Here is a 25,249-nt window from a genome sequence, read left to right on the forward strand (position 1 = left end):
GTGTGATGCAACGGGTGCGGGGGGGCGCCTCGAACGCCAGGATTTCGCGCATGAACACCGGCCGCAGCGTCGCCTGTGCCGCAAGAGGCGATGTCTCGGGTCGATACACCGGAGAGGTCCGCATCGTCGCGCCATTTGGGCGGGACGGCAGCCCTCGGGGGGCGACATTCGCATTCCATCCAAGAACACGGACGGCCCGGCATACCCATTCGATGGGGCGGACGCTGCTTGTGGCGAAGGGCCTCGGCCGCTTGCCGCGCGCCGGCGGGCAGATCAAGCCGATGCGGCCCGGCGACCTCATCTGGCTCGAGCCCGGCCGGAAGCAATGGCACGGCGCCGCGCCGGATCAGCCGCTCAGGCTGATCGCGCTCGCACGTCCCGATCCGGAAGCGCAGATCGTCTGGATGGAGCATGTCCGCGACGACGAGTACTGCCCGCCCGAACCCGCCAGGGAGAGCAATGATGAGTGATGTGAATGTCGTTATTGGCGCCGGTTCGATCGGCATTGCCATCGCGCGGCGGGTGAGCGCAGGCAAGCACGTCGTGCTGGCGGATCTTCGCCAGGAAAATGCCGACGCCGCGGCCGCAGTTCTGCGGGATGCCGGATTTGAGGTCAGTACGGCAACGGTCGATGTATCTTCGCGGCTTTCCGTCCAGGGGCTTGTCGCGTTCGCCGCGGCTCGCGGCAACATCGCCGGCGTCATCCACGCGGCGGGCGTTTCGCCATCGCAGGCCTCGCCGGCGACGATCCTTGCGGTCGATCTCTACGGCACGGCTGTCGTCCTCGATGAGTTTGGCAACGTCATTGCAAAGGGCGCCGCCGGTGTCGTGATCGCATCCCAGTCCGGCCACCGGTTGGGTGCGCTGACGGCGGAGGAGAACGCCGCGCTGGCCACGACGCCGGCGGACGAGCTGCTTTCGCTGCCGATGCTTCAGCCGGACCGGGTGAGGGATTCGCTTCACGCCTATCAGTTGTCCAAGCGCGGCAATTCCCTGCGCGTCATGTCCGAGGCCGTTCGCTGGGGGCGCCGTGGAGCGCGCGTCAACACGATCAGCCCGGGCATCGTCATTACGCCTCTCGCGAGGGACGAACTCACCGGCCCGCGCGGCGAGGGCTATCGGCGGATGATCGAACTATGCCCGGTCGGGCGCGCCGCAACACCGGACGAGGTCGCGCACCTCGGAGCGCTGCTTATGGGGCCGGACGGCGCCTTCATCACCGGCAGCGACTTCCTCATGGATGGAGGTGTGACCGCTGCCTACTGGTACGGCGAACTCGCACCGAAATCGATAGAACAGCAAGGAATAGAGTCATGAGAAAGCGCGTTCTGGGAAAGAGTGGACTTGAAGTCTCGGCGATCGGCCTGGGATGCATGGGCATCAGCCAGTCATACGGTGCGCCGTTGCTCTCGGCCGATGCGGTGAAATTGATCCGTGGTGCCTTCGAGCGCGGCATCACATTCTTTGATACCGCTGAAGTCTACGGGCCCTACAAGAACGAAGAGGTTGTTGGCGAAGCCCTTCAACCCATCCGCGACCGGGTCGTTGTCGCGACCAAGTTCGGCTTCGATATCGAAGGCGGTGGTGCAATGGACAGCAGCCCGCGGCGCATCCGCGCCGCCGTGGAAGGCTCGCTGAAGCGCCTGCGGACCGATCGGATCGACTTGCTGTATCAGCACCGGGTCGATCCCAACGTGCCCATGGAAGATGTTGCCGGCACGGTCAGGGAGCTGATCGCGCAAGGCAAGGTTCTGCATTTCGGACTTTCGGAAGCGGGCGTGAAGAACATCCGCCGCGCTCATGCGGTCCAGCCCGTCACGGCGCTTCAAAGCGAGTATTCGCTGTGGTGGCGCGAGCCCGAGGAGCAGATTCTTCCGGTCCTGGAGGAGCTCGGGATCGGCTTCGTGCCGTTCAGTCCGCTTGGGAAGGGCTTTCTCACAGGGACGGTGAGCGCGAACGCGACCTTCGGGAAGGACGACTACCGCAGCACGGTGCCACGCTTCACGCAGAAAAACCTGTCGGCCAATCAAGCGTTGGTCGACGCTGTCGGCCGCCTCGCACAGGACAAGAAGGTCACGCCTGCGCAGCTCGCGCTTGCCTGGGTGCTCTCTCGGAAACCATGGATCGTCCCCATTCCGGGCACGACCAAGCTCCATCGTGCGGAAGAGAATATCGGCGCGGCGGCCGTCGAGCTTTCCGCCGGCGATCTCGCTGCCATCGATGATGCACTGTCGGGCATCGCCGTCCATGGCGAGCGCTATTCGCCCAGTCATCAGGCGCGGATCGACCGATGATCGGTGCCTCCCGGGAAGCGGCGAAGCTGCTGGTGCTGGGGGCGAACGGGCAGCTTGCCCTCAACACCAAGCGCGTCCTCCTGGAGCAAAGCGGCGTACAGCTCACCCTCAACCTTCGGCGTGCGAACCGCCGCAACGACCGCCCCCTCGCGGGTGCCGATCGTCGAAGGCGACGTGCCTGACAGGGCAGCCCTGCGTTTGGCGATGCAGGGCGGGGATGTCGTCGATGCGAGGCGACCGGGAGCGCCGCACCCTTGAAAGAGTGGCCGCCTGGCTGGGAGGCCTCGCCCGAGGTACAGTACAGGCCACCTCGCGCTGCTCGTCTCGCGCGCTCTCACCCTGACCGCCGGCACCGCGCTTGCGCACCGCCAATCGTTGGACGCGAAACCAAACAAGAGGACTCAAACATGCTTGGAACAATGCTCTACGGCCCAGGCGACGTTCGTTTCGAGGACCGCCCTGAACCCCGTATCGAGAAGCCGACCGATGCCATCATCAAGCTCTCGGCCACCTGCGTCTGCGGCTCTGACCTTTGGCCCTTCCGAGGTGCAAATGCCGTCACCGAGCCGCAGGCCATGGGCCATGAATATTGCGGCGTGGTCGTCGAGATCGGCAGTGCGGTCAAAAACGTCGGGCCCGGCCAGTTCGTCGTCGGATCCTTCTGCCTCTCGGACAATACCTGCCCTCATTGTCGTTTGGGCTTCCAGTCTTCATGCGAACAGCGCGAGTTCATGACGGGCGCCCAGGCGCCTTATGCGCGGGTTCCCCTTGCGGACGGCACATTGGTGCCAACTGACGCGCAGCCTGATGATGACCTCATTCCGAGCCTTCTCGCGGCTTCAGACGTACTGGGGACCGGTTGGTACGCCGCGGATGCAGCGCGCGTTCAGCCTGGATCGACGGCTGTCGTGGTCGGCGACGGAGCCGTCGGGCTTATGGGTGTGCTCGCCGCGAAGCAGATGGGGGCTGGCCGGATCATCATCATGAGCCGCCATAAGGCGCGCCAGGAGCTCGCCCTTGAATACGGCGCAACCGACATCGTTGCGGAGCGCGATGAAGAGGGAATAGCGCGCATCAAGGAACTGACCAATCGTGTCGGCGCCGATTCCGTCCTGGAGTGCGTCGGCACGCAGCAGTCGATGAACCAGGCGCTCCAGGTCGCTCGCCCGGGCTCGATGATCGGCTATGTCGGTGTGCCGCATGGTGTTCAGTTTGATGGCCAATCACTGTTCTTCTCGCAGGTCGGCATGCTGGGCGGCCCCGCGCCTGTGCGCCGGTTCCTTCCCGAGCTCATCGACCTCGTGCTTAGCCGCAAGATCAATCCCGGTAAGGTGTTTGATCTCACTATTCCTTTGGCCGACGTGGCTGAAGGTTACCGCGCAATGGATGAGCGCCGCGCCATCAAGACGCTTCTTCTTGTCTAGAATAGCCAGTCCGCGCGGGCGGCGCCGGTCATGAGAGGTGCGGATATCCTTGGCTATTCTTCATCGCGGTTCGACGCGAGTGCGTATGGCTAGGTGACGTCGACGCGATGATGGCGCATTTGATCGGCGCAGCGCGTCTATCAGCGGAAACGCTCTAGATTGCGCTGCCCGGGGATACCGCCCAGGGGGCGATGGCGACTATCTCACAGTCCGCCTCGGTGCCGTTTTGCCAGGACTGGACGAGGAAGCGAGCGTCCGCCCCGATCGCTATGATCGGGTGGTGCCAAAGCCCCCGTCGGTAGATCATTCCCTGCGACGCGGTGAACGCGAATGCGGCGAGCGCCGAAATCTCGGGCGTGCCGTCCTCGCTGGTTTGACTGACGATGACGATATGGCCGGCGCCATCCAGCGGAACGATCAGTTGGACCGAATTCACATGCCGCTCGAGCATCGTGATCACCGGGTTCGGCGGCTGCCGCTTCGCTTCGAAAATCGAGGTGACCAGCCGGGATCCGGCTTTGACATCCGCAGCCGCGAGCGCGTGAATGTCGTGCCGGCGCGCCGTGCCGTTATTCGCAGCGCGGCCGGAATCGCCTGCTTCCACCACCCATCCGAAGGGCTCGAAGGCGGCCTTCGTGACCGGCTGAACACGGAGCGGGAGAGGGGAAAGAAGCCCGGCGGTGGGCTGATTGTCTCGCATGGTGCCGATCTCTCTCCGAGGCATTCGGGCGCGCAGAACCCCATGCCATCCATGAGCGCGCCGATGCGCGGCGGTGGAGCCGGTGTAGCTCGAATAGATGGCCCGCGGCTATCCTTCCGGAAGCGTTCACCTCTTCTTTGAGCCTGGGTCCTCGGTGTTCGTAACCGCCCCAGCCGATCGGATTCCGTCCTCAAATGTGCGTGTCCGTGAATTTTCGTCCCGCCGAGCGCCATGCGCAGTCAGACCGCGAGACAGCGGGGACGTTACCGAATTCGGCGCATCGCAAGCCCCGCGCAGCTTAGACCCGAGCTTGCCAATCGCGCCTTGTGACGGCAATCTCAGCTCAGCAAGAGGTTCAGCGGGTGTCTGCCGGAGTATTCTCTCGTCGGGCAACAGGACATGGGAAACTGCCAAATCATGATTATGGACGGTAGGAATGCCGATGCCGGCAACGTGGAGGAGATCGCACTGCTCGGGCATCGGGCGGGGCTTCTGAGCCGCCGGTCGTTTCTGGTCGGCTCGGCCGTCGGTGTCGGCGCGCTCGGGCTGGGCGGCTGCGCAACATCCGACGGCATGAGCTTCGCCGAGGCGCAGAAGGTCTACGGGCCGGTGCCCGAAGAGAAGTTCCCGATCCCGGCGGTCGATGTCAGCAAGGTCGATCCGAAATATTTCCGCAAGACCGTGCGCTACGAGACCAAGGAAGCGCCCGGCACGATCATCGTCGATCCCGGCAATTACTATGTCTATCGCGTCGAGGGCGACGGCACCGCCACCCGCTATGGCGCCAATGTCGGCCGCGACGGCTTCCGCTGGAACGGCGACGCCTATGTCGGGCGCAAGTCCGAATGGGCAACCTGGACCCCGCCGAAGGAAATGATCAAGCGCCAGCCCGAGGCGGCGAAATACGCCCGCGGCATGCCGGGCGGCCTCGACAATCCGCTCGGCGCCCGCACGCTCCATCTCTATCAGAACGGCGCCTACACGCTCTACACGATCTATGCGTCGAGCGACCCGGAGACGATCGGCAACGGCATCACCAGCGGCTGCGTCGGCCTGCTCAGCCAGGACATGATCCATCTCTACAACCAGACGCCGGTCAAGACGAAGGTCGTCGTCCTGCCGGCCTAGGCGGCGGCGTCAGCCCCTGGTCCTTGCGCTGCCGATGCAGGCAGCGCGAAGTTCATTACAGCCATAGCGATTGTGGCGGGCGATCCCTTGGAGGTCGACGCCTCAGTCCATGGGCGCCCACCGAGCCTCGTTGCTGTCCGCATCTACGCGCGTGCTGGCGCGGTATGAGCGAAGAGTGCGGGCAAGTCCGGCCTGACCGTCAGCGACCTCGAGCGACGTCCAGAAAGGCTTTGATCGCCTTGTTTTCCTTGCGCTCGCTCAGGCAGATCAGAGATTCCTCCATAAGGATTGGCGGCCCATCGAGAGCGATGCGAGCCAGGCCGCGATCTCCGCGCAGCTCGGCCTCCGAGACAAAGCCGATGCCGGCACCCGACGCAACGATGTCGAGTGCAGCCTCCCGCCCTTCGACCTCGATAGCGTAGCCCAGCCTGACGCCGGTCTCGGCCGCGCGCTGTTCTAGAAGCCGGCGCGTCCGCGAGCCGCTTTCCCGTATCACCAGGGGGAGATCGGCGAGCTCCGCCAGCGACAGCGACCGGCGCGAGGCAATCGGGTGATCTGGTGCGGCGACGGCGATGATCGGCGCCGCATTCAGCGGAATGAACTCGAAATCGCGGTGGGGAGCCATGTCGCCGAGGACGCCGATATCGGCGTCATAGCTCTGCAGTTGCGCCACGATGGTCTCGGTGTTGCCGGCGCTCACCGTTATCCGCACGCCCGGATAGATCTCGCGGAACGCCGTCAGCACCTGCAGGACATGGTGGACGGAATCGGCTGCGAGCCGCAGGGTCCCGAGCCGCAAGGCGCGCGACTCGGAGAGCAGCCCGCGCGCCTGGTCCTCCGCATCGAACAGGCGGTGCGTGATCGCGAGCAGCCTCTCGCCCATCGCCGTCAGGGCGATCTGCCTGTGCTGCCGGCTGAACAGCAGCACGTCATATTCCTCCTCGAGCTTCCGGACCTGATCGGAGATCGCCGGCTGCGTCAGGTTCAACTCGCTCGCGGCGCGCGAAAAGCCGCCGGCGATCGCGACCTGATGGAAAGCACGGAGCTGGACGTAGCGCATGGGGGGATCCGGGCGGGTTGGGACCGAAGGAGGCGATACGGCGATTCCTAATGCAACGATTTAATTTATCAGTCGATCGAAAATAACGATTTTTCAGATGGCCCATCGCCGACGATGATGCCGGCGTCGAAAGCAGTCGCGACGGGATTGACCTGCCGCAACGCCGGTTTATCGCCTCGGCACGGAGCCTCAGGATGTCAGGTCTTTCCGCCAAACTCGTGCATACTGAAGGTGAGTCGAACACCTCGGCAGCGCGCGGCGCCTGGTCGGCGCGGCTCGATGACCCGGCGACGCGTAGCCTGCTGAAGCGGGACGCCGAGGCCTTTCTGCACCAGAGCCTGTCGAGCCCCTGCGTCACGGCGATCGCCAAGGCCGAGGGCATTTGGATCGAGGATACGGCCGGGCGCCGCTACATGGATTTCCATGGCAACAGCGTCCACCATATCGGCTACGGCCATCCCCGGCTGAAGGCTGCGATCAAGCAGCAGATCGACGATCTCTGCTTCGCGCCGCGCCGCTTCACCTGCGAGCCGGCAGTCGAGCTGGCCGAGACGCTCGGCCGCCTTGCCCCGGGCGATCTCGGGAAGGTGCTGTTCACGACGGGCGGTTCGGATGCGGTCGAGGTGGCGCTGAAGCTCGCGCGCGCCGCCACCGGGCGCTTCAAGACGCTGTCGTTCTGGGATGCCTTTCATGGCGCGGGCTTCGGCGCCTCGAGCGTCGGTGGCGAGGCGACCTTCCGCTCCGGTATCGCCGGGCCGCTCCTGCCCGGCACGGAGCATGTCGCGCCCTGGGCGAACCATCACTGCGCCTATGGCCATAACAGCCTGGAGGATTCGGCCCGCGCCTGCGCCAGCATGATTTCCTATGTGCTCGGCCGGGAGGGTGATTTCGCGGCCCTCGTCGCCGAGCCGATGCGGGCGACGCCGAACCCGCCGGCGCCCGGCTTCTGGAAGCAGGTGCGCGAAGCCTGTGACCGCCACGGCACGCTGCTGATCTTCGACGAGATCCCGACAGGGCTGGGCAAGACCGGCCGCTTCTTCACCAGCGAACATGACGAGGTGACGCCGGACATCCTCGTCGTCGGCAAGGCGCTGGGCGGCGGCATCCTGCCGATCGCGGCGGCGATCGCGCGGCGCGACCTCGATGTCGCCGGCGACTTCGCGATCGGCCACTACACCCATGAGAAGAACCCGGTGACGACGCGCGCGGCGCTCACCACGATCGCGATCATCCGCGAGGAGGGGCTGCCGGAGCGGGCAGCCGAGCTCGGTGGCCAGGCGATGGACCGTCTGCGCGCCTTCGGCGAAGGGTCGCCCCATGTCGGCGATGTGCGCGGGCGCGGGCTGATGTTCGGCGTCGAGATCGTGGCCGACAAGGCGGATATGGCTCCCGACAACGCGCTCGCAGAACGTGTCTACTATCGCTGCCTCGAAGCCGGGCTGAGCTTCAAGATCAGCCAGGGCAACGTGCTGACGCTCTCGCCGCCGCTGGTGATCGCGAAAACCGACCTGGACCGTGCGCTCGACATCGTCGAGGCCGCGATCGCGGCAGGCTGAGGCGCCTCTCTCTCTTCCCTGCGATCGAAAGGGTCCGATATGAAAGCCGTCCGCACGGATCGTGAGCTGGAATGCCCCGACATCGATGCCGGCCTCAGGGCACGTGGCGTCGAGCTCGTCACCTTGCCCGATGGCATCCCGGAGGCCGAGCTGATCGAGGCCGTCGCGGACGCCGAGCTCATCCTGATGTGCTACACGCCCATCACGGCCCGCGTCATCGAGGCTGCGCCGAAACTCAGGGGCATCGTCAAATACGGTGTCGGCATCGATGCGATCGATATCCCCGCCGCTAGCGCGCGCGGCATCCCGGTCGTCAACGTCCCCGAATACGCCGAGGAGACCGTCGCGGAGGGCGCGTTCGCTCTGATGATCGCTCTGGCCAAACGCCTGCCCGAAATCGGCCGCGCCATGGCGGCCGATGGCTGGATCTGGCCCGAACAACGCTGGCTCGGCCGCGACATCGCCGGTGCCACGGTCGGACTCGTGGGTGCCGGCAAGATCGGCCGCAGCATGGCGCGGATGGCGGGGCAGGGGTTTCGCGCCCGCGTGCTGGGCTATGACCCCAATGTCGACCGGGCGACGCTAGCCGCGGCCGGGATCGAGAAGATGGACGATCTCCATGCGATGCTGCGCGAATGCGACTTCGTCTCGCTCCATTGCGTGCTGAGCGAAGCCACGCGTGGATTGATCGGACCCGCCGAGCTCGCCTGCCTGGAGCCCTCCGCGGTCCTCGTCAACGTCTCGCGCGGGGCGCTCATCGACGAGGCGGCGCTGGTCGAGGCAGTGCTTGCGGGCCGCCTCGGGGGCGTCGGGCTCGATGTCTACTCCCAGGAACCGCTGGCGAAGGCAGGGCACGTGCTCAGCCCGCTCTTTGGCCGCGACGACGTCATTCTCTTTCCGCACCTGACCTTCTTCACCGTCGAGGCGATGCGGCGCCTCTCGGACGATACGCTCGCCCGCTGCTTCGAGGTTCTCGACGGGCGGCCGGTCCAGGTGCGCTCGCGTGATCCCCGCCTGCGCGCTCAGCGCGAGAACGTCGCCTTCGCCTGAAGCGCAAGGGATCGCTGAGCCGGCATTCCTGCGGCCGGCGGGCTTGAGTTCCGCCGGGCCGGGGGGCAGGCCCGTGCAACTGGCCGGCTATCAAAACCGGATGCCGCCGTTCGGGGCGTTCGAGCGATGGTTCAGGCTGCTTGCGTTGGCTGCGCGCCTTGTTTGGCCGCGCTGCGGTTGAACCCGGCCGTGTCCGCTCGATTGCCAAGCACGAATCAACGATATGTGGCAGATTATGGTGGATTCATCTGCCGACCAGGATTTTTGGCCTCGTTTTCATGACCCGCGACATCGCTGCGCGACGGCATCACATCATCCTCGAAAGTCTCGAAAGACTGGAAACGATCAGCGTCGAGGAACTTGCCCGATCGCTCGACGTCTCCCGCGAGACGATCCGGCGAGACCTCAAGGCGTTGTCGGCCGAGGGACTGCTATCGGTCGTTCACGGCGGAGCGATCCGAGCCGAGCGCTCGGAAGCATCCTTTGCCAGCCGCCGGGCCGTGAACCGTGCAGGCAAGGAACTGATCGCCAATCTCGCCGCCTCCATGCTTGGCGATGGCGTGACCATCTTGCTCGATTCCGGCACCACGACCGAAGCGGTGGTGCGCGCTCTGGTGCGATCGGACCGAAAGCGACTGGTCGTGCATACGACTTCGCTCGAGAATGCGCGGCTGGCCAGCCGGCTACCGGGCGCCCGCGTTTTCCTGATCGGTGGCGAATTCGATCGCAACGAGGATGCGACCTCGGGCGCCGAAGCCCTGCGGGCGATCGGGCGCTTGTCGGCGGATTTCTCCTTTGTCAGCGTCGGCGGCGTCGACGCGGAGGGACGGCTGACTGACTACACGCGAGCCGGAGCGGCCATCCGAAGCGCGCTCCTGAGCGCTGCAGAGCAAGGCTTCCTGATGGCCGACAGCAGCAAGTTCGGCCTTGTCCTGCCGAGCCGGATCGGCGGTGACGCGACCTTCGCGGGTCTGCTGCTCGACCGGCTTCCGCCGGATCCGATCGCCTCCAATCTGACGAAGAACGGAGTTCGCCTGCTCGTTTCCTAATTTGCCCGTTTTGTGGTTTTTTGTTGTTTTATGAATTTTGCCCGCTAAGCTGCCTCCATCGCGGAGGCGCTCATGTCCATTCCCACCCAAGCTCGCGTCGTCATCATCGGCGGCGGTATCGTCGGCTGCTCTGTCGCCTATCATCTGACCAAGCTCGGCTGGCGCGACGTGCTCCTGCTCGAACAGGGGCGCCTGTCCTCGGGCACCACCTGGCACGCGGCCGGTCTGGTCGGGCAGCTGCGCAGCCAGTCGAGCATGACGCGCCTGATCCGCTATTCGACAGAGCTCTACGCCTCGCTCGAGCAGGAGACCGAGCTCGCCACGGGCTGGAAGCGCTGCGGCTCGGTTTCGGTCGCACGCACGCCGGAGCGCATGACGCAACTGCGCCGGACCATTTCGGCGGCGCGCGCTCAGGGCGTGGAAATCGAGGAACTGAGCCCGAAGGAGGCCGGCGACAAATGGCCGGTGATGCGCACCGACGACCTCGTCGGCGGCGTCTGGCTCCCCGGCGACGGCAAGGCCAACCCGGCCGACATTACCCAGGCGCTGGCGCGCGGTGCCCGTAACGGCGGCGCAATCGTGCGCGAAGGTATCCGCGTCACCGGCATCGAGACCGAGAAGGGACGGGTGAGGGCGGTGCACACCGACCACGGCCGGGTTGAGTGCGAGGTCCTGGCCATCTGCGCCGGGCAGTGGTCCCGTGCTGTCGGACAGATGTGCGGCGTGTCGGTGCCGCTGCATTCGGCCGAGCACATGTACATCGTCACCGGCAAGATCGAAGGGGTGACGCCGGACCTGCCCGTGATGCGCGATCCCGATGGCTACACCTACTACAAGGAGGAGGTCGGCGGTCTCGTCATGGGCGGCTTCGAGCCCGATGCGAAACCATGGGGAATGGACGGCATCCCCCATCCGTTCGAGTTCCAGCTCCTGCCCGACGACTGGGATCAGTTCTCGATCCTGATGGAGAACGCGCTGCAGCGCGTGCCGGCGCTGGAGACGGCCGAGATCAAGACCTTCCTCAATGGCCCCGAGAGCTTCACGCCAGACAACAACTTCCTTCTGGGCGAGGCCCCGGAAGTGGCGGGCATCTATGTCGGCGCCGGATTCAACTCGATGGGCATCGCCTCCGGCGGCGGTGCCGGAAGGGCGCTCGCCGAGTGGATCGTCGCGGGAGAGGCGACGAGCGATCTCTGGCCCGTCGACATCCGCCGCTTCGCGGACTTCAACAACAATCCGGCCTGGTTGAAGGATCGCATCAAGGAGACGCTGGGCCTCCACTACGCCATGCCCTGGCCGAACCGCGAGCTCGATACCGCACGGCCCTTCCGGCGCTCGCCGCTCTATGAACGTCTTGCAGCCAAGCGGGCTGTCTTCGGTTCCAAGATGGGGTGGGAGCGCGCAAACTATTTTGCCCGCAACGAGGATGAGCGCACGATCCGCTATTCATTCGGACAGCAGAACTGGTTCGAGACGGTCGCGGCCGAGCACCGCGCCTGCCGCGAGGCGGCGGGGCTCGTCGACATGAGCAGCTTCGCCAAGTTCCTGCTGCAGGGGCCGCAGGCCGAAGCGGCGCTGCAGCGCCTGGCGGCCAACGATGTCGCCGTGCCGGTCGGCACCTCCGTCTACACCGCCTTGCTCAACGCGCGCGGCACTTTCGAGAGCGATCTCACCGCCGCCCGCATCGGGCCCGACACCTATCTCCTTCTCACCGGCACGGCTCAGGCGACCCGCGACGCGCACTGGATCAGGCGCCAGCTCCCGGAGGGGGTGACGCTGACGGATGTGACCTCGGCCTATGCCGTGCTCTCCCTGGCCGGCCCGAAGGTGGTGGAGATCCTCGGCCGCGTCTCGCCGGCCACCTTCGACCTAGCCGAATTCCCGGCCAACGCGATCCGGCAGGTCACGATCGGCTATGCCACGAGCTGGGCCTGCCGCCGCTCCTATCTGGGGGATGGCTTCGAGCTCTATGTTCCCGTCGAATTCGCGCCCGCCATCTACGATGCGCTGCACGAGGCCGGTGCCGATCTCGGCCTCGTCGACGTCGGATACTATGCGGTCGACTCGCTGCGCATCGAGAAGGGCTTCCGCGCCTGGGGCCGCGAGCTGACGCCGGACGTCAATCCGTATGAGGCCGGCCTCGGCTTCGCCGTGAGGCTGGACAAGGGCGATTTCCTCGGCCGCAGCGCACTCGTCGCGGCCCGCGCAGCTCCGCGCACCAAGCGGCTGATCGCGCTCGTCGGCCCCCGTCCGGATGGTCAGATGGCCTGGGGCGGTGAGGCGATCCTGGCCGATGGCAAGCCGGTCGGCGAGATCACCTCGGCGGCGTTCGGCGCGACCGTCGACGGCATCGTCGCGCTCGGCTGGGCCGAAAGCCATGAGCCTATCGACCAGGCGTGGCTCGATGGGCGGAACTGGACGATCGACCTCGCGGGCACGGCAATACCCGTCACCGCCAGCCTCGCTGCGCCGCTCGACCGCAAGCCGGTGCGCGGAGTGCGGGCATGAGCGATCTCACGCCCTTCTCGCCAGCCATGCCCCGGGACATCGTCGTGCAGAAGCCTGCCCGCATCCTCACCCTTTCCTGCGAGGACCGGCCCGGCATCGTGCACGCCGTCAGCGGGGTGCTCTACCGGCACGGCTGCAACATCCTGGAGAGTGCGCAGTTCAGCGATCCGCGCCATGGCCGCTTCTTCATGCGCGTCGCCTTTGCCGCGGGCGAGCGCTTCGACGATGCCGCCTTCCGACGCGAATTCGACGGTGTCGCCGGAACCTTCCGCATGAGCTGGGACGCCATCGACGCAACGCGCCCGCAACGCGTCGTCCTGATGGTCTCGCGCTTCGGCCATTGCCTGAACGATCTGCTCTTCCGCCAGGCAACGGGGAATCTCAACATCGCGATTCCCGCCATCGTCTCGAACCACCGTGATTTCGAGCCGCTCGCGAAGAACTACGGCATTCCCTTTCACTATCTGCCCGTCACGGCGGCGACCAAGGCGGAGCAGGAGGCAAAGCTGCTGGAGATCGTCGCGCAGACCGAAGCGTCGCTGGTCGTGCTCGCCCGTTATATGCAGGTGCTCTCCAACGACCTCTGCCGCGCTCTCGACGGGCGGGCGATCAACATCCATCATTCCTTCCTGCCGAGCTTCAAGGGCGCCAAGCCTTATCATCAGGCCTATGAGCGCGGCGTGAAGCTGATCGGAGCGACCGCGCATTACGTGACCCCAGATCTCGACGAGGGGCCGATCATCGACCAGGACGTCGCCCGGGCCGATCATTCGCTCGCGCCCGACGATCTCGTCAGCGTGGGCCGCGACATCGAGGCCGTCGTCCTGGCGCGCGCCCTGCGCCTGCACATCGAACGGCGGGTGATGCTGGCCGGTCGACGCACGGTCATCTTCCGCTAGGAACCTTGTGTCATCGGTGCGACAGGGCGGTTCCGGTCCGCAAGGCATGGGCCCAGTCGCTGCGCCCGTTCTCCTCGGCGCGACGCGCCGAGCGCTCCCAATCATAGCTGACGAGGTGAAGTTCCGCAGCGATGCCGCCCTCATTCGTGACGACCGCGCAGCGGGCATGAGGCGTATCGGTTTCGGCGACATGAGGCGGCCCATCCGAACGATAGGCCGGATTTCCTACGCTACCCGGGTTCAGGACGACCGTGCCGGAGCGCAGCCGCGCCACCCGAGGCAGATGGCTGTGCCCGCACAGCATCAGCGGCGCGGTTCTGCCGGCAAGGCGCTGCTCGATCGCCGTAAGCCGAGCCGGCATGAGACGGCCGTCACGGACCTCTTCCATCAGATAGCTTTCGTCGCACCCGGGACTGGCGTGGAAGCAGAGCGCCTCTTCCAATCGGACCTCTTCCGGCAGTCCCGCCAGCCAGCTTCGTGCCTCGGCGTCGAGCGCGCGCCATGCAAAGCTGTCCGACGAGCCGAGGCCGTCAGGGGATCGGGCCGCCATGGCGCGGTCGTGGTTGCCGCGGACATGGCTCAGCGCACGCGAGCGAAGCAGGGCAACGGTATCGACCGGCCAGAGTGGCCCCGAGGCGCAGTCACCGAGATTGACGATGTGGTCCACGCCCAGCGCGTCGAGCCTCGACAGCACCGCCTGGAGGGCGGGCAGGTTTCCGTGAATATCGGCAATGACGCCAAGGCGCACGTTGGCTTCCTATGGTTGGGCGTGTGAGTGCCCACGGGGTACTGCATGCGAGGCAGGCCGACGAAATCGGCGCCCGATCGGGCAGGCTGCAAGTGCCCTCACTCCGCTGCCCGCAAAAGGCGGCTTCCCATGAGGGCTCCCCTCTGCTCGAGAAGTCCGTGCACGGTTGCTGCGATATGAGCGTCGATCCGCTTGAGGTCCCGCGCGATATCGAGCTGCAGAGCGCTGACGATCACGGCTTCGCGGCTGCCGGTGCGCATCTCGGCGAGATGGGCCTCGATCGCGCCTCGCTCCAGTTCGCGAAAGGTTTCCTTCTCGCGCACGATCCGGCGCGCCGTCGCTTCGTCCTGCGAGATGAAGACCGTGAGCGCCAGGCGCAGATGATCCCGCAACCTGTCGTGGGTATCGGCGATGCGGCCGAGTGCTTCCTCGGGCAATCGGCGCTGATCGCGGATGCGCTTGCCGGCCATCTGCATCAGATTCTTCTCGATGATGTCGCCGATATGCTCGAGATTGATCGCCAATGTCAGCACCTCCGATAGCCGGTGCTCGTCGGATTCCGACAGCGTCTCATGCGCAATCGCGCCCACATAGAGCTGGATCTGGTTATAGAGGTTGTCGAGCACGTCGTCGGTCCGGCTCACTTCGGCCACCCGAGCCGGATCGTCGCCATCGAACGCCATCAGAGACGTCTTCAGCATCTCGTCGACGACATCCGCCATGCGCAGCACTTCGCGGGTCGCGTTGGCGAGCGCGATCGTCGGTGTCGTGAGCGCTGCGATATCGAGATAGCGCGGGCGCGATGGGTCCGCTTCCGGAGCGGGATCGGGCAGCAGCCGCGTCAGAATGCCCGCGAAAGCCGGCAGCGGGACAAGGAAGAGCGCGGCCATCGCGATGTTGAAGGCAAGGTGGAACAGCGCTGCCGATTGCGCCGGATGGCTCGCGAACCGCTCCGCAAGCGGTGTGAGCACGGGCAGAAGCAGCAGGCCAGCCGCGCAGCCCAGAATGCGGTTGACGAGGTTGCCCACCGGCACGCGCCTGGCCGCGGCATTCCCGTTCATGGCCTGAACAAGGGGATTGAGTGCCGTGCCGAGATTGCAGCCCAGCACCATCGCCAGCATGGTCTGGGTTCCGACGATCCCGGTCGCAGCGAGGCTCATCACGATCAAAATTGCCGCGAGGGAGGAATGGGCGGCAAAGCTGAGCACCGCGGCCAGGAGCAAGGCAATCAGCGGATCGCCAGAGAGCGAGCCGAGAACCGTGCGCAGCACCTGCGAGTGCTCAACCGGCGCCATGGTGCCCTGCATCAGGCGCAAGGACAGCAACATCAGGCCCAGTCCGAAGAGCGCCTTCGCCATTTCGTTGGCTGCCAACCGGCCGAAGCGGCGCATGCCGGCATAGCCGAACAGGAGCAGGAGCGGCACCATGATGCTCGTGTCGAAACCGACGAGCTGGACGATCAGCGTCGTTCCCACATTGGCGCCGAGCATCATCGCCAATGCCGGCGCCAGCGCGATCAATCCGGCGCCGGAGAACGAGGCGATCATCATCGCGGTCGCTGTGCTGGATTGAAGTCCGGCCGTCACCAGCAGCCCTGCGCAGAAGGCCTTCCAACGACTGTCGAGACCGGTGGCCAGCAGCGCTCGCAAGCGGCTGCCGAATGCGGCCGATACCCCCGCCGTCACCAGTTGCACGCTCCAGAGCAGCAGGGCGACCTCGCCGGCGAGCGCAAGCAGGATCTGGGTCGGCGTCTGCCCTGCCATGATCGCGTTCTCCCGCGCGCCGCTAGCGTTGCCGCCAGTGCTGCAGTCGGCCGAAGACCAAGCGGTCGAGGCCGGCATGGGCGAGCTTCACCGCAATGGCCGTGAACATGATGATGCTCGCCATGCCGGCCGCCGACGCCATGGCGCCCGCCTCGTCCATGTGAACGATCGCGATGGAGGCGAGCTTGGTGTCGGCGCCATAGAGGAAGATCACGGCAGAGACCGTGGTCAGTGCATTGACGAAAACATAGACCGCTATGTCCAGGATCGCCGGCATGCAGATCGGCGCGGTCACCCGCCGGAACGTCGACCAGAACGGCACCTTGAGCGAAGCGGAAACCGACTCGAACTCGCTGTCGAGCTGCTTCAGGCTCGTCAGTGCTGTGATGTGCCCGACAGTGTAGAAATGGGCGATGGTGTTGATCACGAGGATCGTCAGCGTCCCGTACAGGAAGCCGAGCGGATTCCAGCCCGCATTGAAGAAGAAGACGTAGCCCAGGCCGAGCACCAGCCCGGGCACGGCCATCGGCAGCATCGCCAGAAACTGGGCGAAGGCGCGCAGCCGCGGAAACAGCTTCACCTTCTCGATCAGATAGGCGCCGGTGAAAATCAGCGCCGTGCCGATCACCGCCGTCAGAGACGCGAGCAGCAACGAGTTTCCATAGGTCTTCCAGCCGTCCGGCTCGACCGCGGCGAAGTCGTAATTGCTCAGCGTCAGGGACAGGTTGTAGGGCCAATATTTGACGAAGGAGCCCCAGAAGGCGATCGCGTAGGGGCTGACGATCGCGAAAGCGATCACGCCGACGAAGCCGAGCAAGGCGAGATCGCGGCGCCGGTCTGGGTGCGGCACATAGGGAACGGCGCGGGCGGAGAGCATGGCGCCCTGGCGCCGCTGCACCACACGATCGACGAAGAAGGCGAGCACTGCCGGGACCAGCAGGATGATGCCGACCACGGCGCCCATCGGGAAATTCTGCTGGCCGACGACCTGCTTGTAGGCGTCGGTCGCCAGCACGTTGAACTGCCCGCCGATCACCTTGGGAATGCCGAAATCGGTGACGACCAACGTGAAGACGACGAAGACGGCGCTGATCACGCCGTAGCGCGCGCCCGGGAGGGTGATCGTCCGGAAAATGCGCCAGCGCGACGTGCCCATCGCCTCCGCCGCTTCGCGCAGCCGGCCGTCCGAAAGTGCGAGCGCCGTGACGAGGATCAGCATGGCGTGCGGAAAGCTGTAGAGCGCCTCCGCCGCGATGATGCCGACCGGGCCGTAGAGCGAGGCGCCCATCATCCAGGACTTGAGCAGCCCCTGGTTGCCGAAGACATAGATCAGCGCGAGGCCCGAAAGCAGAGACGGCGCGAAGACCGGGATCATCGCCGCCGCATAGAAGACGCCCTTCGCCGGAATGCAGCTGCGGCGCAGCGCATAGGCATAGAGAAAGGCGAGCGGCACTACGATCACCGTGGTCGCACTGGCGACCGCGAGGCTGTTGAGCAGAGAGAAGAACAGCGTCGGCGTCGTCGCATAGCTGACGAAATTCGCCAGCCCGACAAAGCGCCCCTGCGTATCCTCGAGACTCTTGGAGAGGAGCGCCCAGAGCGGCAGGGCGATGATGAGGACCAGCACCGCGCAAAGCGCGACGATCAGAACCGCGGCGACATGGCGCTCGCTGATCCGCACCGGCGATACCTTCACGGACGCATCGATCATCGTCAGCGGCGGGGCGAGGTCGCTCATCGTCCGCCCCCCGCAAAGACGTGCAGGGCCTCAGGCGGAAAGGCGACGGCGCGCACCTGTCCCGCGGTGATGCCGAGATCGCGCATCGCATTGGCCGAGAAATCGGCTGCGATCCGGGTCGAACGGGAGCCGGTCGGCTCCAGATGCGCCCGGCAGTAGGAGCCGAGGAAAGACAGGTCCCCGATCCGCGCTTCGAAGCGGTTCGGCGTATCGTCACCGATGCTGCGGGTGCGAACCTCCTCCGGCCGCATCGCCAGCCGCACCGGCGTTCCCACGGCGAAGGGGGCCGCATTGGCGACGAGCAGGTCGAGTTCGTCCACACGGACCCGGCCGGGCCCCGTCACGATCGCATCCATGAAGGTCATGTGCCCGACGAAATCGGCGACGAAGGGGGTGGCGGGGCGCCGGTAGATCTCCTCCGGCGTGCCGACCTGCTCGACGGCACCGTCCCGCATCACGACGATGCGGTCAGCCATCGCAAGCGCTTCCTCCTGATCGTGCGTCACCATGATCGTGGTCACGCCGAGCCGCTGCTGCAGCGATCGCATTTCGTCGCGCAGGCGCAGCCGGACCTTGGCGTCGAGGGCGGAGAGCGGCTCGTCGAGCAGCAGCAGTTCCGGCGAGGTGGCAAGCGCGCGCGCCAGCGCCACCCGCTGCTGCTGCCCACCTGAAAGCTGAATCGGGTATTTCTTGCCCTGGTCCGGCAGGCCGACGAGCGTCAGCAGCTCCTCGACACGGCGGGCGATGTCGCCGGAGGAGCGACGCCGGTTGACGAGACCGTAGCCGATATTGTCGGTGACGGTGAGATTGGGGAAGAGCGCGTAGGATTGGAAGACGATCCCGAAGTCGCGCTCCGACGGGCTTGCCCGCGACACGTCGCGCCCGCCCATATGGATGGTGCCGCCATCCTGCTGGTCTAGGCCGGCGATGGCCCGCAGCAATGTCGTCTTGCCGCAGCCGGACGGCCCGAGAAAGCAGACGAACTCGCCGCGGCGGATGTCGAGATCGATATCGTGCAACGCCCGAAACGCGCCGTAATTCTTGGCGAGGGCTCGGATCGAGAGGAATGGGGCCGTAGTCGTGGACATCGTGCCGACCTTCATCTGAACAGGCAGTGATCAGGCTCGCGTGCAACGGCGAAGCCGCTCTCTTGCGTCTTGCACAGACCATGCCGCCAGCCGCTTGCGCGGGCCGGCGGCATGGCAAGGCTCAGTTCTTCGGCGCCGCCTTGGACTCGTAGCGCTTCGACCATTCGGCGAGCACGCGCTCGCGATTGTCGGCCATCCAGGTCAGGTCGTTTTTGATCATCCCCGCCTCGGCATTGGCAGGATAGTTCGCCGGCTTGTTCTCGACACCCGGCGCAGCCACGATGGCGTAGGTCTTCGAGTAGAGTTCGTTCGCCTCCTTGGTCGTCGACCAGTCGGCGATCTTCTTGGAGACGGAGAGGTTCTTGCTACCCTTGACGATGGCGCTGGCTTCCATTTCCCAGCCCACGCCTTCCTTCGGAATCACGACCTCGATCGGCGCGCCTTTGCTCTTCTCGGAAGCGCCGCGCATGTCGAGCGCCAGACCGATGGTGCGCTCGCCGCGCGCCGCCTGCACGCAGGGCGCGGAACCCGAATGCAGATATGCCGCGATGTTCTCGTGCAGCCCGTCCATGAACTTCCAGCCCTCGGCCTCGCCCATGCTCTGCAGCCAGCCGGCGACCATCAGATAGCCGGTGCCGGAGGAGGCCGGATGGGGCATCACGATCTTGCCCTTGAAAGCCGGGTTGAGCAGGTCCTTCCACGAGCTCGGCACGGGCACGCCCTTGGCCTCGGCGGTATTGTAGCAGACCACGCCGAGATAGGCGTCCATGCCAGTCCAGGTATAGGGGCTGTTGGCATCGCGGAACACCGGCTTCAGCGCATCGGCGCCGGCCGGCTTGTAGGTTTCCAGCAGCCCGGCCTTCTCGAACATGAGCAGGCTCGATGCGGCCAGGCCCATCACCATGTCCGCTCGCGGATTGTCCTTTTCGGCCAGGAAGCGGGCGGTGATGACGCCTGTGGAGTCGCGGACCCAGACGACCTCCGCTTCGGGCACTGCCTTCTCGATCGAGGCCTTGAACGGCCCGAGTTGGTCGTTCTCCAGCGCGGTGTAGATCGTCACCTTCGTCTTTTGGGCCTGCGCGGCGCCGGGAAGCGCGAGTGCGAAAGCGCCGATAACACAGGAAGCAAGCCAGCTCTTCATTGTTCTCATCCCCTCGTTATGTTCAGTTTGGGCACTCTTGCGGCGCTTCATTCCCCTGGATTTGGAAAAGCCGGCGGGTCGAGCCGCCGGCTTTGGTCTTTCTTCGTCTTCAAGCGGTCCAGGGCATCGACCAGGTCTTGACGTTTGTGAAGGATTTCATGGCTTCGACGACGCCCTCCTTGTAGCCGAGGCCGGAATCCTTGATGCCGCCAAAGGGAGACATCTCGATGCGGTAGCCGGGAACCTCCCAGAGGTTCACGGTGCCGACCTCCAGCTCCGCGACGAAGCGCTGGATGTAGTCGTAGCGGTTGGTGCAGATGCCGGAAGAGAGACCATAGGCGGTCGAGTTCGAGATCCGGATCACCTCGGCGATGTCGTCGGGCACGCGCACGATCGGGATCACCGGGCCGAAGGTCTCCTCGTGCACCAGTTCGCAGTCATAGGGGATGCGGTCGACCACCGTCGGGTGGAACAGCGCGCCCTCGGCCCTCTTGCCGTAGAGCACCTCGGCCCCCTTCGTCACGGCATCGTCGACGCGGGCCTGGAAGAGCGCGGCCGAGCGGGCGTTGATAACGGTGCCGACATCGGTCTGCGGGTCCATCGGGTCGCCGCATTTCAGCTTCCTGGCCTTCTCGACCACCAGCTTGGAGAAGGCGTCGGCGACGCTCTCGACCACCAGGATGCGCTTCACCGCCGTGCAGCGCTGGCCGGAGTTCTTGGTCGCGCCGGTGACGGCGAGCTCGGCCGCCTTGTCGAGATCGGCATCCTCCATGACGATCAGCGGGTCGTTGCCGCCGAGCTCGAGCACGATGCGCTTGTAGCCGGCATTGGCGGCGATGTGCTTGCCGACCCTGACCGAGCCGGTGAAGGTCACCAGGTCCGCATCGGGATCGGTAATCATCGCGTCGCCCATGGTTGAGGGGTTGCCGGTGACGACCGAGAGCATCTCCGGCGGCAGCCCGGCCTCGTAGAGCACGTCGGCCAGCGCCAGCGCGGTCAGCGGGGTCAGTTCGGTCGGCTTCAGCACGAGACGATTATTGGTCGCGATCGCCGGGGCCAGCTTGTGGCTGACCATGTTGAGAGGGTGATTGAAGGGCGTGATCGCCGAGATCACGCCGAGCAGCGGCTGGCGCGTCGTGAAGATCTTGCGCGCCTTGCCGTTCGGCGAGATGTCGCAGGAGAACATTTCGCCATCGTCCTTGATGGTGAGCTGCGCGGCGAAGGACCAGACGTCATAGGCGCGGCTGGCCTCGTAGAGCGAGTCCTTCCAGCATAGCCCGGCCTCGGCCGTGATCAGCTTCGCGAACAGCTCCTTGCGGTCGCGCAGCAGCTCGGCTGTCTTCTGCAGGATCTGCTGGCGCTCGTAGCGCGTCAGCTTCGGCTTGAAGGCCCTGGCCTGCGCGAAGGCCTCCCGGACATGTTCGGGGCGGGCGGCTGGAATGAGGCCGACGACACTGTCGTCATAGGGGTTGCGGACCTCGACCATGTCGTCTGCCGAGACCAGCTTGCCGGCGATCCGCATCGTCTCGCGCCGCACCGGCGGCTTCACCGTCGCGTTCATCTCAGTTCACCAGGTTCAGGGCGACGTCGAAGACGTCGAAATTGCGCAAGGTCCGGCCCTGCGGCACGGTGATCGGCCGGTTGGCGATCATCGGCACGCGCTGCTCAGTGATGCCGCCATGGGAGCGCAGCGGCTCGGTCAGGCCGGAGAGATCGTGCCTGTCGGGCGAGGTGCCGATCACCTTCTGGCGCGTCGAGACGACCACGACATCGCCGATCCGGTCGGCCGGCAATTCGAAGCGCTCGCAGGCTTCCGCCGAGGTCACCGCCAGCGCGATGCCGTCGATGCCGGAGATGCGGGCAGCGACCTCGGACTGGTCGGCACCATCAGGCAGATAGACCGTGGCGAAGGAGCCGAGCGCGCCATGATGGACGACATAGGGGTCGGTGATCGGCAGGATCACGCGCATCGTGCCCTTGCCGTACCATTCGTCCATCAGCGTTTGCAGATAGACCACATCCGGCTCGCCGTTCGGCAGGTGCTTGTCGTTCATGCCGTGGTCGGCGGTGATGACCAGCGTGCAGCCGAGCGCATCGAGCTTGCCGACATAGCCGTCGAACATGGCATAGAAGGAGTCCGCCATCTCCGAGCCGGGCGCCGCCTTATGCTGCACATAGTCGGTGGTCGAGAGGTACATCAGGTCCGGCTTGAAGCTGTCCAGCAGTTTGACGCCGGCGGCGAAGACGAACTCCGAGAGATCGGCCGAGTAGACGGATGGCACCGGCATGCCGACGAAATCGAGCACGTCCGCGATGCCGTTCTCCGCCTTGTTGGCCTTGTCGGCTTTCTCCGAGGAGAAGGCGATCGCCGTGCCGCTGGTAAAATCGAGGCCCTTGCCCAGCAGGGTGCGCAGCTTGTCCTTGGCGGTGACCATCGCGACCTTGAAGCCGGCCTTCTGGAACGCGGCCAGGATGGTCGGCGCCCGCAGGAAGCGGGCATCGTTCATCATCACCTCTTCCTTGGCCTCGCGGTCGTAGAAGAAGTTGCCGGCGATGCCGTGCACGGCCGGCGGGCGGCCAGTGATGATCGAGAGGTTGTTCGGGTTGGTGAAGCTCGGGATTACCGAATAGGCGTGAGTGCTGGCGCCGGTCTTCATGATCCGGTCGAGGTTCGGCGTCAGCCCCTTGGCGCTGGCAGCCTCGATATAGGCCGGCTCCGAGCCGTCCATGCAGATCACCACCGTCGGACGCTGCGGCCGCGCATATTCGCGACCATTCACAACGACATCCGCGCCGATCTTCGTGTGCATTGTCATCGCTGGATCCTCACGCTGCCGACTTCAGGCCGACGCCCATCTCGGCCAGGACGTCCGAGACCGTGGCGACGAAGGCCTTCATGTCCTGCGCACCGAGGGCGCCGATGCAGCCGATGCGGAAGCTGTCGGCGACGGTCAGCTTGCCAGGATAGATCACGTAGCCGGCATCCTTCAGCGTGTCGTAGAAGCGCTGGAAGACGAAGTTCTTGTCCTCAGGCATGTGGAAGGTGACGATGATCGGCGCCTGCCGGGCCGCCGGCAGCAGCGTCCGGAAGCCGAGCTCCTGCATGCCCTCGATCAGGATGCGCGCATTGTCGGCATAGCGCTCGCCGCGCCCGGCGACGCCGCCTTCCGCCCAGAATTCCTGCAGCGCCGCATGGAACGCGACGATGACATGGATCGGCGGGGTGAAGCGGTACTGCCCGGTGCGTTCGAAGGTCGCGTGCTGATCGTGGAGGTCGAGCACGAGCGTGGTGGCGTTGCCTTTCGTCTCGGCCAGGGCGCTCCGGCGGGCAATGACGAAGCCGAGACCGGGCACCCCCTGGATGCACTTGTTCGAAGAGGCGGCCACCGCATCGAAATAGACCTCCCGGCTGTCGAGCGGCAGCGCCCCGAAGGCGCTCATCGAATCGATCAGCAGGCGCCTGCCATGGCGCTTGACCAGCGCCGCCACGGCCTCGATCGGGTTGCGGATGCCGCTCGTCGTTTCGCAATGCACCACGAAGACATGGCTGATCGCGGCATCGGCGACGAGCATTCGGTCGACCTCGGCGAGGTCGGGCGGCATGTCCTCGGCAGTCTCGTGGACGGCGACATCGCGACCCGCGATCTCGAGGATGCGCTTGGCGCGCTGGCCATAGGCGCCGTTGATCAGGATCAGAACCTTGCCGCCGCGAGGCACGAAGCTCGTCAGCATGGCTTCGACCGCGAAGGTGCCCGAGCCCTGCATCGGCACGGTGACAAAGCTGCCCTCGCCATGGATGACCTTCGGAAGCTCCTCCATCACGGCCTTGTTGATGCCGACAAAGGTGGCGTCCCGTGAGCCCCAGTCATGCACCATGGCCTCCTTGATCGCCTTGCTGGTCGTCAGCGGTCCGGGCGTGAGGAGGAGGGGATCACCGGTCTCTGAAACGGCGGGGCGGCGGGCGTGGACCATGTCGATCTCGCTTTTTGCGTTGCAGCGGATAGCGAAACGGTAGGGCGAGATTTGACATAGCTCCAATACATCTTATCCATGCGATCCATAGAGGGTGTCTATGTCATGGCGATCAGCTATTCCGGCTTGTCGGCGTTCCACGCGGTGGCGGAAGCCGAGAGCTTTACCGGCGCCGCCAAGGCGCGCCATGTCAGCCAGCCGACACTCTCGGCGCAGGTTCGCACGCTCGAGGACGCCTATGGCGTGCGCCTGTTCGATCGCGTCGGCCGAAAGACCAGGCTCACCCCGCTCGGCCAGAGCCTCTTTGTCATCACGGCCCGGCTGTTCTCCGCTCAGGACGAGGCGCAATCGCTTCTTGCCGGCAGCCGAACGCTGCAGCGTGGGCACCTACGCATTGCCGCCGACAGCGCCACCCATGTCATGGCCGCGCTCGCACGGATGCGCGAAAGCTACCCCGGGTTGACGTTCTCGCTGACGATCGGAAATTCGTCCGAAGTCGTCGACCAGATCATGGATTTTGCCGCCGATGTGGCGATCACCGCGCGGCAGAGCTCGGATCCGCGCCTCCATACGGTGAAGCTGCGCTCGGACCGGCTGATCGCTTTCGCATCGAGCGACCACCGCCTGTCGCAGCACGACAGCATCCCGATCGAGGCCTTCGCGGGCCAGGACATCGTGTTGCGGGAACGCGGCTCGATCACGCGCGAGACGTTCGAGGCCCGCCTGTCCGAGGCCGGAATCAAGCCGGCGAACCTGCTCGAGGTCCAGTCGCGCGAGGCGGTGCGCGAGGCCGTCGCCGCCGGATTCGGCATTGGCGTGATCTTCGAGGCGGAGTTCCGGTCCGATCCCCTGCTGAAGCGGCTGATCATCACCGGCGCCGATTTCTCGGTCGGCGAATATGCGGCTTGCCGTGCCGAGCGCCGGCGCATTCCGCTGGTGCGCGGCTTCTTCGAGACGGTCCAGGACTTCGTCGAGGCCGAAGCCATGATGGCGCGCTGAGGTCAGGCAAGCCGCATCGGCGCAAGCGCGGCGACGATGAAACCGCAGGCGACCAATCGCGACGTCTGCAACGGCTCTTTCAGCCAGAGACGTTGCCCCCAGGCTTTATCCGGCTCCGAGTTCGATTCCGGC

Annotated in this window: 22 protein-coding genes; 12 read left to right on the forward strand and 10 right to left on the reverse strand. The window is 65.6% G+C overall.

Annotation, left to right across the window (positions count from 1 at the left end; genetic code table 11):
- Positions 1–50: 50 nt before the first annotated feature.
- The 5 genes from AC1DNE_RS13685 (at position 51) to AC1DNE_RS13705 (ending at position 3,718) form a co-directional block, all read left to right on the forward strand.
- Complete coding sequence (locus AC1DNE_RS13685) at positions 51–470, forward strand: cupin domain-containing protein (protein ID WP_476765667.1); 420 nt, start codon at positions 51–53, stop codon at positions 468–470.
- A complete protein-coding gene (locus AC1DNE_RS13690; RefSeq protein WP_476765668.1) occupies positions 463–1,317 on the forward strand; it encodes an SDR family oxidoreductase in 855 nt (284 codons plus the stop codon). Before AC1DNE_RS13685 ends, AC1DNE_RS13690 begins: the two co-directional genes overlap by 8 nt.
- The gene (locus AC1DNE_RS13695) at positions 1,314–2,294 is read left to right on the forward strand and encodes an aldo/keto reductase (protein WP_476765669.1); all 981 of its coding nucleotides are present in this window, start codon (positions 1,314–1,316) and stop codon (positions 2,292–2,294) included. The genes AC1DNE_RS13690 and AC1DNE_RS13695 overlap by 4 nt, the downstream gene beginning before the upstream one ends.
- Positions 2,291–2,476, forward strand: a complete 186-nt coding sequence (locus tag AC1DNE_RS13700; protein WP_476803760.1) for a hypothetical protein — start codon at positions 2,291–2,293, stop codon at positions 2,474–2,476. Before AC1DNE_RS13695 ends, AC1DNE_RS13700 begins: the two co-directional genes overlap by 4 nt.
- Positions 2,477–2,701: 225 nt before the next feature.
- Positions 2,702–3,718, forward strand: a complete 1,017-nt coding sequence (locus AC1DNE_RS13705; protein WP_476841091.1) for a zinc-dependent alcohol dehydrogenase family protein — start codon at positions 2,702–2,704, stop codon at positions 3,716–3,718.
- A gap of 154 nt (positions 3,719–3,872) precedes the next feature.
- On the opposite strand, the gene AC1DNE_RS13710 is transcribed toward AC1DNE_RS13705, so the two are convergent.
- A complete protein-coding gene (locus AC1DNE_RS13710; protein ID WP_441470140.1) occupies positions 3,873–4,418 on the reverse strand; it encodes an ureidoglycolate lyase in 546 nt (181 codons plus the stop codon).
- A 417-nt stretch (positions 4,419–4,835) separates the two neighbouring features.
- On the opposite strand from AC1DNE_RS13710, the gene AC1DNE_RS13715 reads away from it, so the two are divergent.
- Positions 4,836–5,546 carry a L,D-transpeptidase gene (locus AC1DNE_RS13715; protein WP_441470139.1) on the forward strand — a complete coding sequence of 237 codons (711 nt, stop codon included), beginning with the start codon at positions 4,836–4,838 and terminating at the stop codon, positions 5,544–5,546.
- A 199-nt stretch (positions 5,547–5,745) separates the two neighbouring features.
- On the opposite strand, the gene AC1DNE_RS13720 is transcribed toward AC1DNE_RS13715, so the two are convergent.
- A complete protein-coding gene (locus AC1DNE_RS13720; RefSeq protein WP_476841092.1) occupies positions 5,746–6,606 on the reverse strand; it encodes a LysR substrate-binding domain-containing protein in 861 nt (286 codons plus the stop codon).
- Between the two features lie 194 nt (positions 6,607–6,800).
- On the opposite strand from AC1DNE_RS13720, the gene pbfA reads away from it, so the two are divergent.
- From pbfA to purU, 5 genes are all read left to right on the forward strand, one after another.
- Positions 6,801–8,162: a (R)-1-hydroxy-2-aminoethylphosphonate ammonia-lyase gene (pbfA, locus tag AC1DNE_RS13725; RefSeq protein WP_476765673.1), complete on the forward strand. Its 1,362-nt coding sequence runs from the start codon at positions 6,801–6,803 to the stop codon at positions 8,160–8,162.
- Positions 8,163–8,201: 39 nt separating this feature from the next.
- On the forward strand, positions 8,202–9,212 hold the full coding sequence (locus AC1DNE_RS13730) for a 2-hydroxyacid dehydrogenase (protein WP_476765674.1): 1,011 nt from the start codon (positions 8,202–8,204) through the stop codon (positions 9,210–9,212).
- A gap of 278 nt (positions 9,213–9,490) precedes the next feature.
- A complete protein-coding gene (locus AC1DNE_RS13735) occupies positions 9,491–10,261 on the forward strand; it encodes a DeoR/GlpR family DNA-binding transcription regulator (protein WP_476841093.1) in 771 nt (256 codons plus the stop codon).
- Between the two features lie 72 nt (positions 10,262–10,333).
- Positions 10,334–12,769 carry a GcvT family protein gene (locus AC1DNE_RS13740; RefSeq protein WP_476841094.1) on the forward strand — a complete coding sequence of 812 codons (2,436 nt, stop codon included), beginning with the start codon at positions 10,334–10,336 and terminating at the stop codon, positions 12,767–12,769.
- Between the two features lie 26 nt (positions 12,770–12,795).
- A complete protein-coding gene (purU, locus tag AC1DNE_RS13745) occupies positions 12,796–13,668 on the forward strand; it encodes a formyltetrahydrofolate deformylase (RefSeq protein ID WP_441470133.1) in 873 nt (290 codons plus the stop codon).
- A gap of 10 nt (positions 13,669–13,678) precedes the next feature.
- Here the strand turns inward: purU and AC1DNE_RS13750 are convergent, their stop codons facing one another.
- The 8 genes from AC1DNE_RS13750 to AC1DNE_RS13785 all read right to left on the reverse strand — a co-directional run bounded on the left by AC1DNE_RS13750 (position 13,679) and on the right by AC1DNE_RS13785 (position 24,118).
- Entirely contained in the window at positions 13,679–14,416 is a 738-nt protein-coding gene (locus AC1DNE_RS13750; protein WP_476765677.1) for a metallophosphoesterase family protein, read from the reverse strand.
- Positions 14,417–14,514: 98 nt separating this feature from the next.
- Positions 14,515–16,179 carry a Na/Pi cotransporter family protein gene (locus AC1DNE_RS13755; protein ID WP_441470131.1) on the reverse strand — a complete coding sequence of 555 codons (1,665 nt, stop codon included), beginning with the start codon at positions 16,177–16,179 and terminating at the stop codon, positions 14,515–14,517.
- 22 nt (positions 16,180–16,201) lie between these two features.
- Positions 16,202–17,917, reverse strand: a complete 1,716-nt coding sequence (locus tag AC1DNE_RS13760) for a putative 2-aminoethylphosphonate ABC transporter permease subunit (RefSeq protein WP_441470130.1) — start codon at positions 17,915–17,917, stop codon at positions 16,202–16,204.
- The gene (locus AC1DNE_RS13765; RefSeq protein WP_441470129.1) at positions 17,914–19,005 is read right to left on the reverse strand and encodes a putative 2-aminoethylphosphonate ABC transporter ATP-binding protein; all 1,092 of its coding nucleotides are present in this window, start codon (positions 19,003–19,005) and stop codon (positions 17,914–17,916) included. The genes AC1DNE_RS13760 and AC1DNE_RS13765 overlap by 4 nt, the downstream gene beginning before the upstream one ends.
- A 121-nt stretch (positions 19,006–19,126) precedes the next feature.
- Positions 19,127–20,146 (reverse strand): putative 2-aminoethylphosphonate ABC transporter substrate-binding protein, encoded by a 1,020-nt coding sequence (locus AC1DNE_RS13770; RefSeq protein WP_441470128.1) that lies wholly within the window; start codon positions 20,144–20,146, stop codon positions 19,127–19,129.
- Between the two features lie 109 nt (positions 20,147–20,255).
- Positions 20,256–21,707 carry a phosphonoacetaldehyde dehydrogenase gene (gene phnY, locus AC1DNE_RS13775; protein ID WP_441470127.1) on the reverse strand — a complete coding sequence of 484 codons (1,452 nt, stop codon included), beginning with the start codon at positions 21,705–21,707 and terminating at the stop codon, positions 20,256–20,258.
- Between the two features lies 1 nt (position 21,708).
- Entirely contained in the window at positions 21,709–22,956 is a 1,248-nt protein-coding gene (gene phnA, locus AC1DNE_RS13780) for a phosphonoacetate hydrolase (RefSeq protein WP_441470410.1), read from the reverse strand.
- Between the two features lie 16 nt (positions 22,957–22,972).
- The gene (locus tag AC1DNE_RS13785) at positions 22,973–24,118 is read right to left on the reverse strand and encodes a 2-aminoethylphosphonate--pyruvate transaminase (protein WP_441470126.1); all 1,146 of its coding nucleotides are present in this window, start codon (positions 24,116–24,118) and stop codon (positions 22,973–22,975) included.
- A gap of 105 nt (positions 24,119–24,223) precedes the next feature.
- On the opposite strand from AC1DNE_RS13785, the gene AC1DNE_RS13790 reads away from it, so the two are divergent.
- A complete protein-coding gene (locus AC1DNE_RS13790; protein WP_441470125.1) occupies positions 24,224–25,117 on the forward strand; it encodes a LysR substrate-binding domain-containing protein in 894 nt (297 codons plus the stop codon).
- The last annotated feature ends 132 nt before the right edge of the window (positions 25,118–25,249 follow it).

This window comes from Allobosea sp. 05L423, assembly GCF_056397745.1.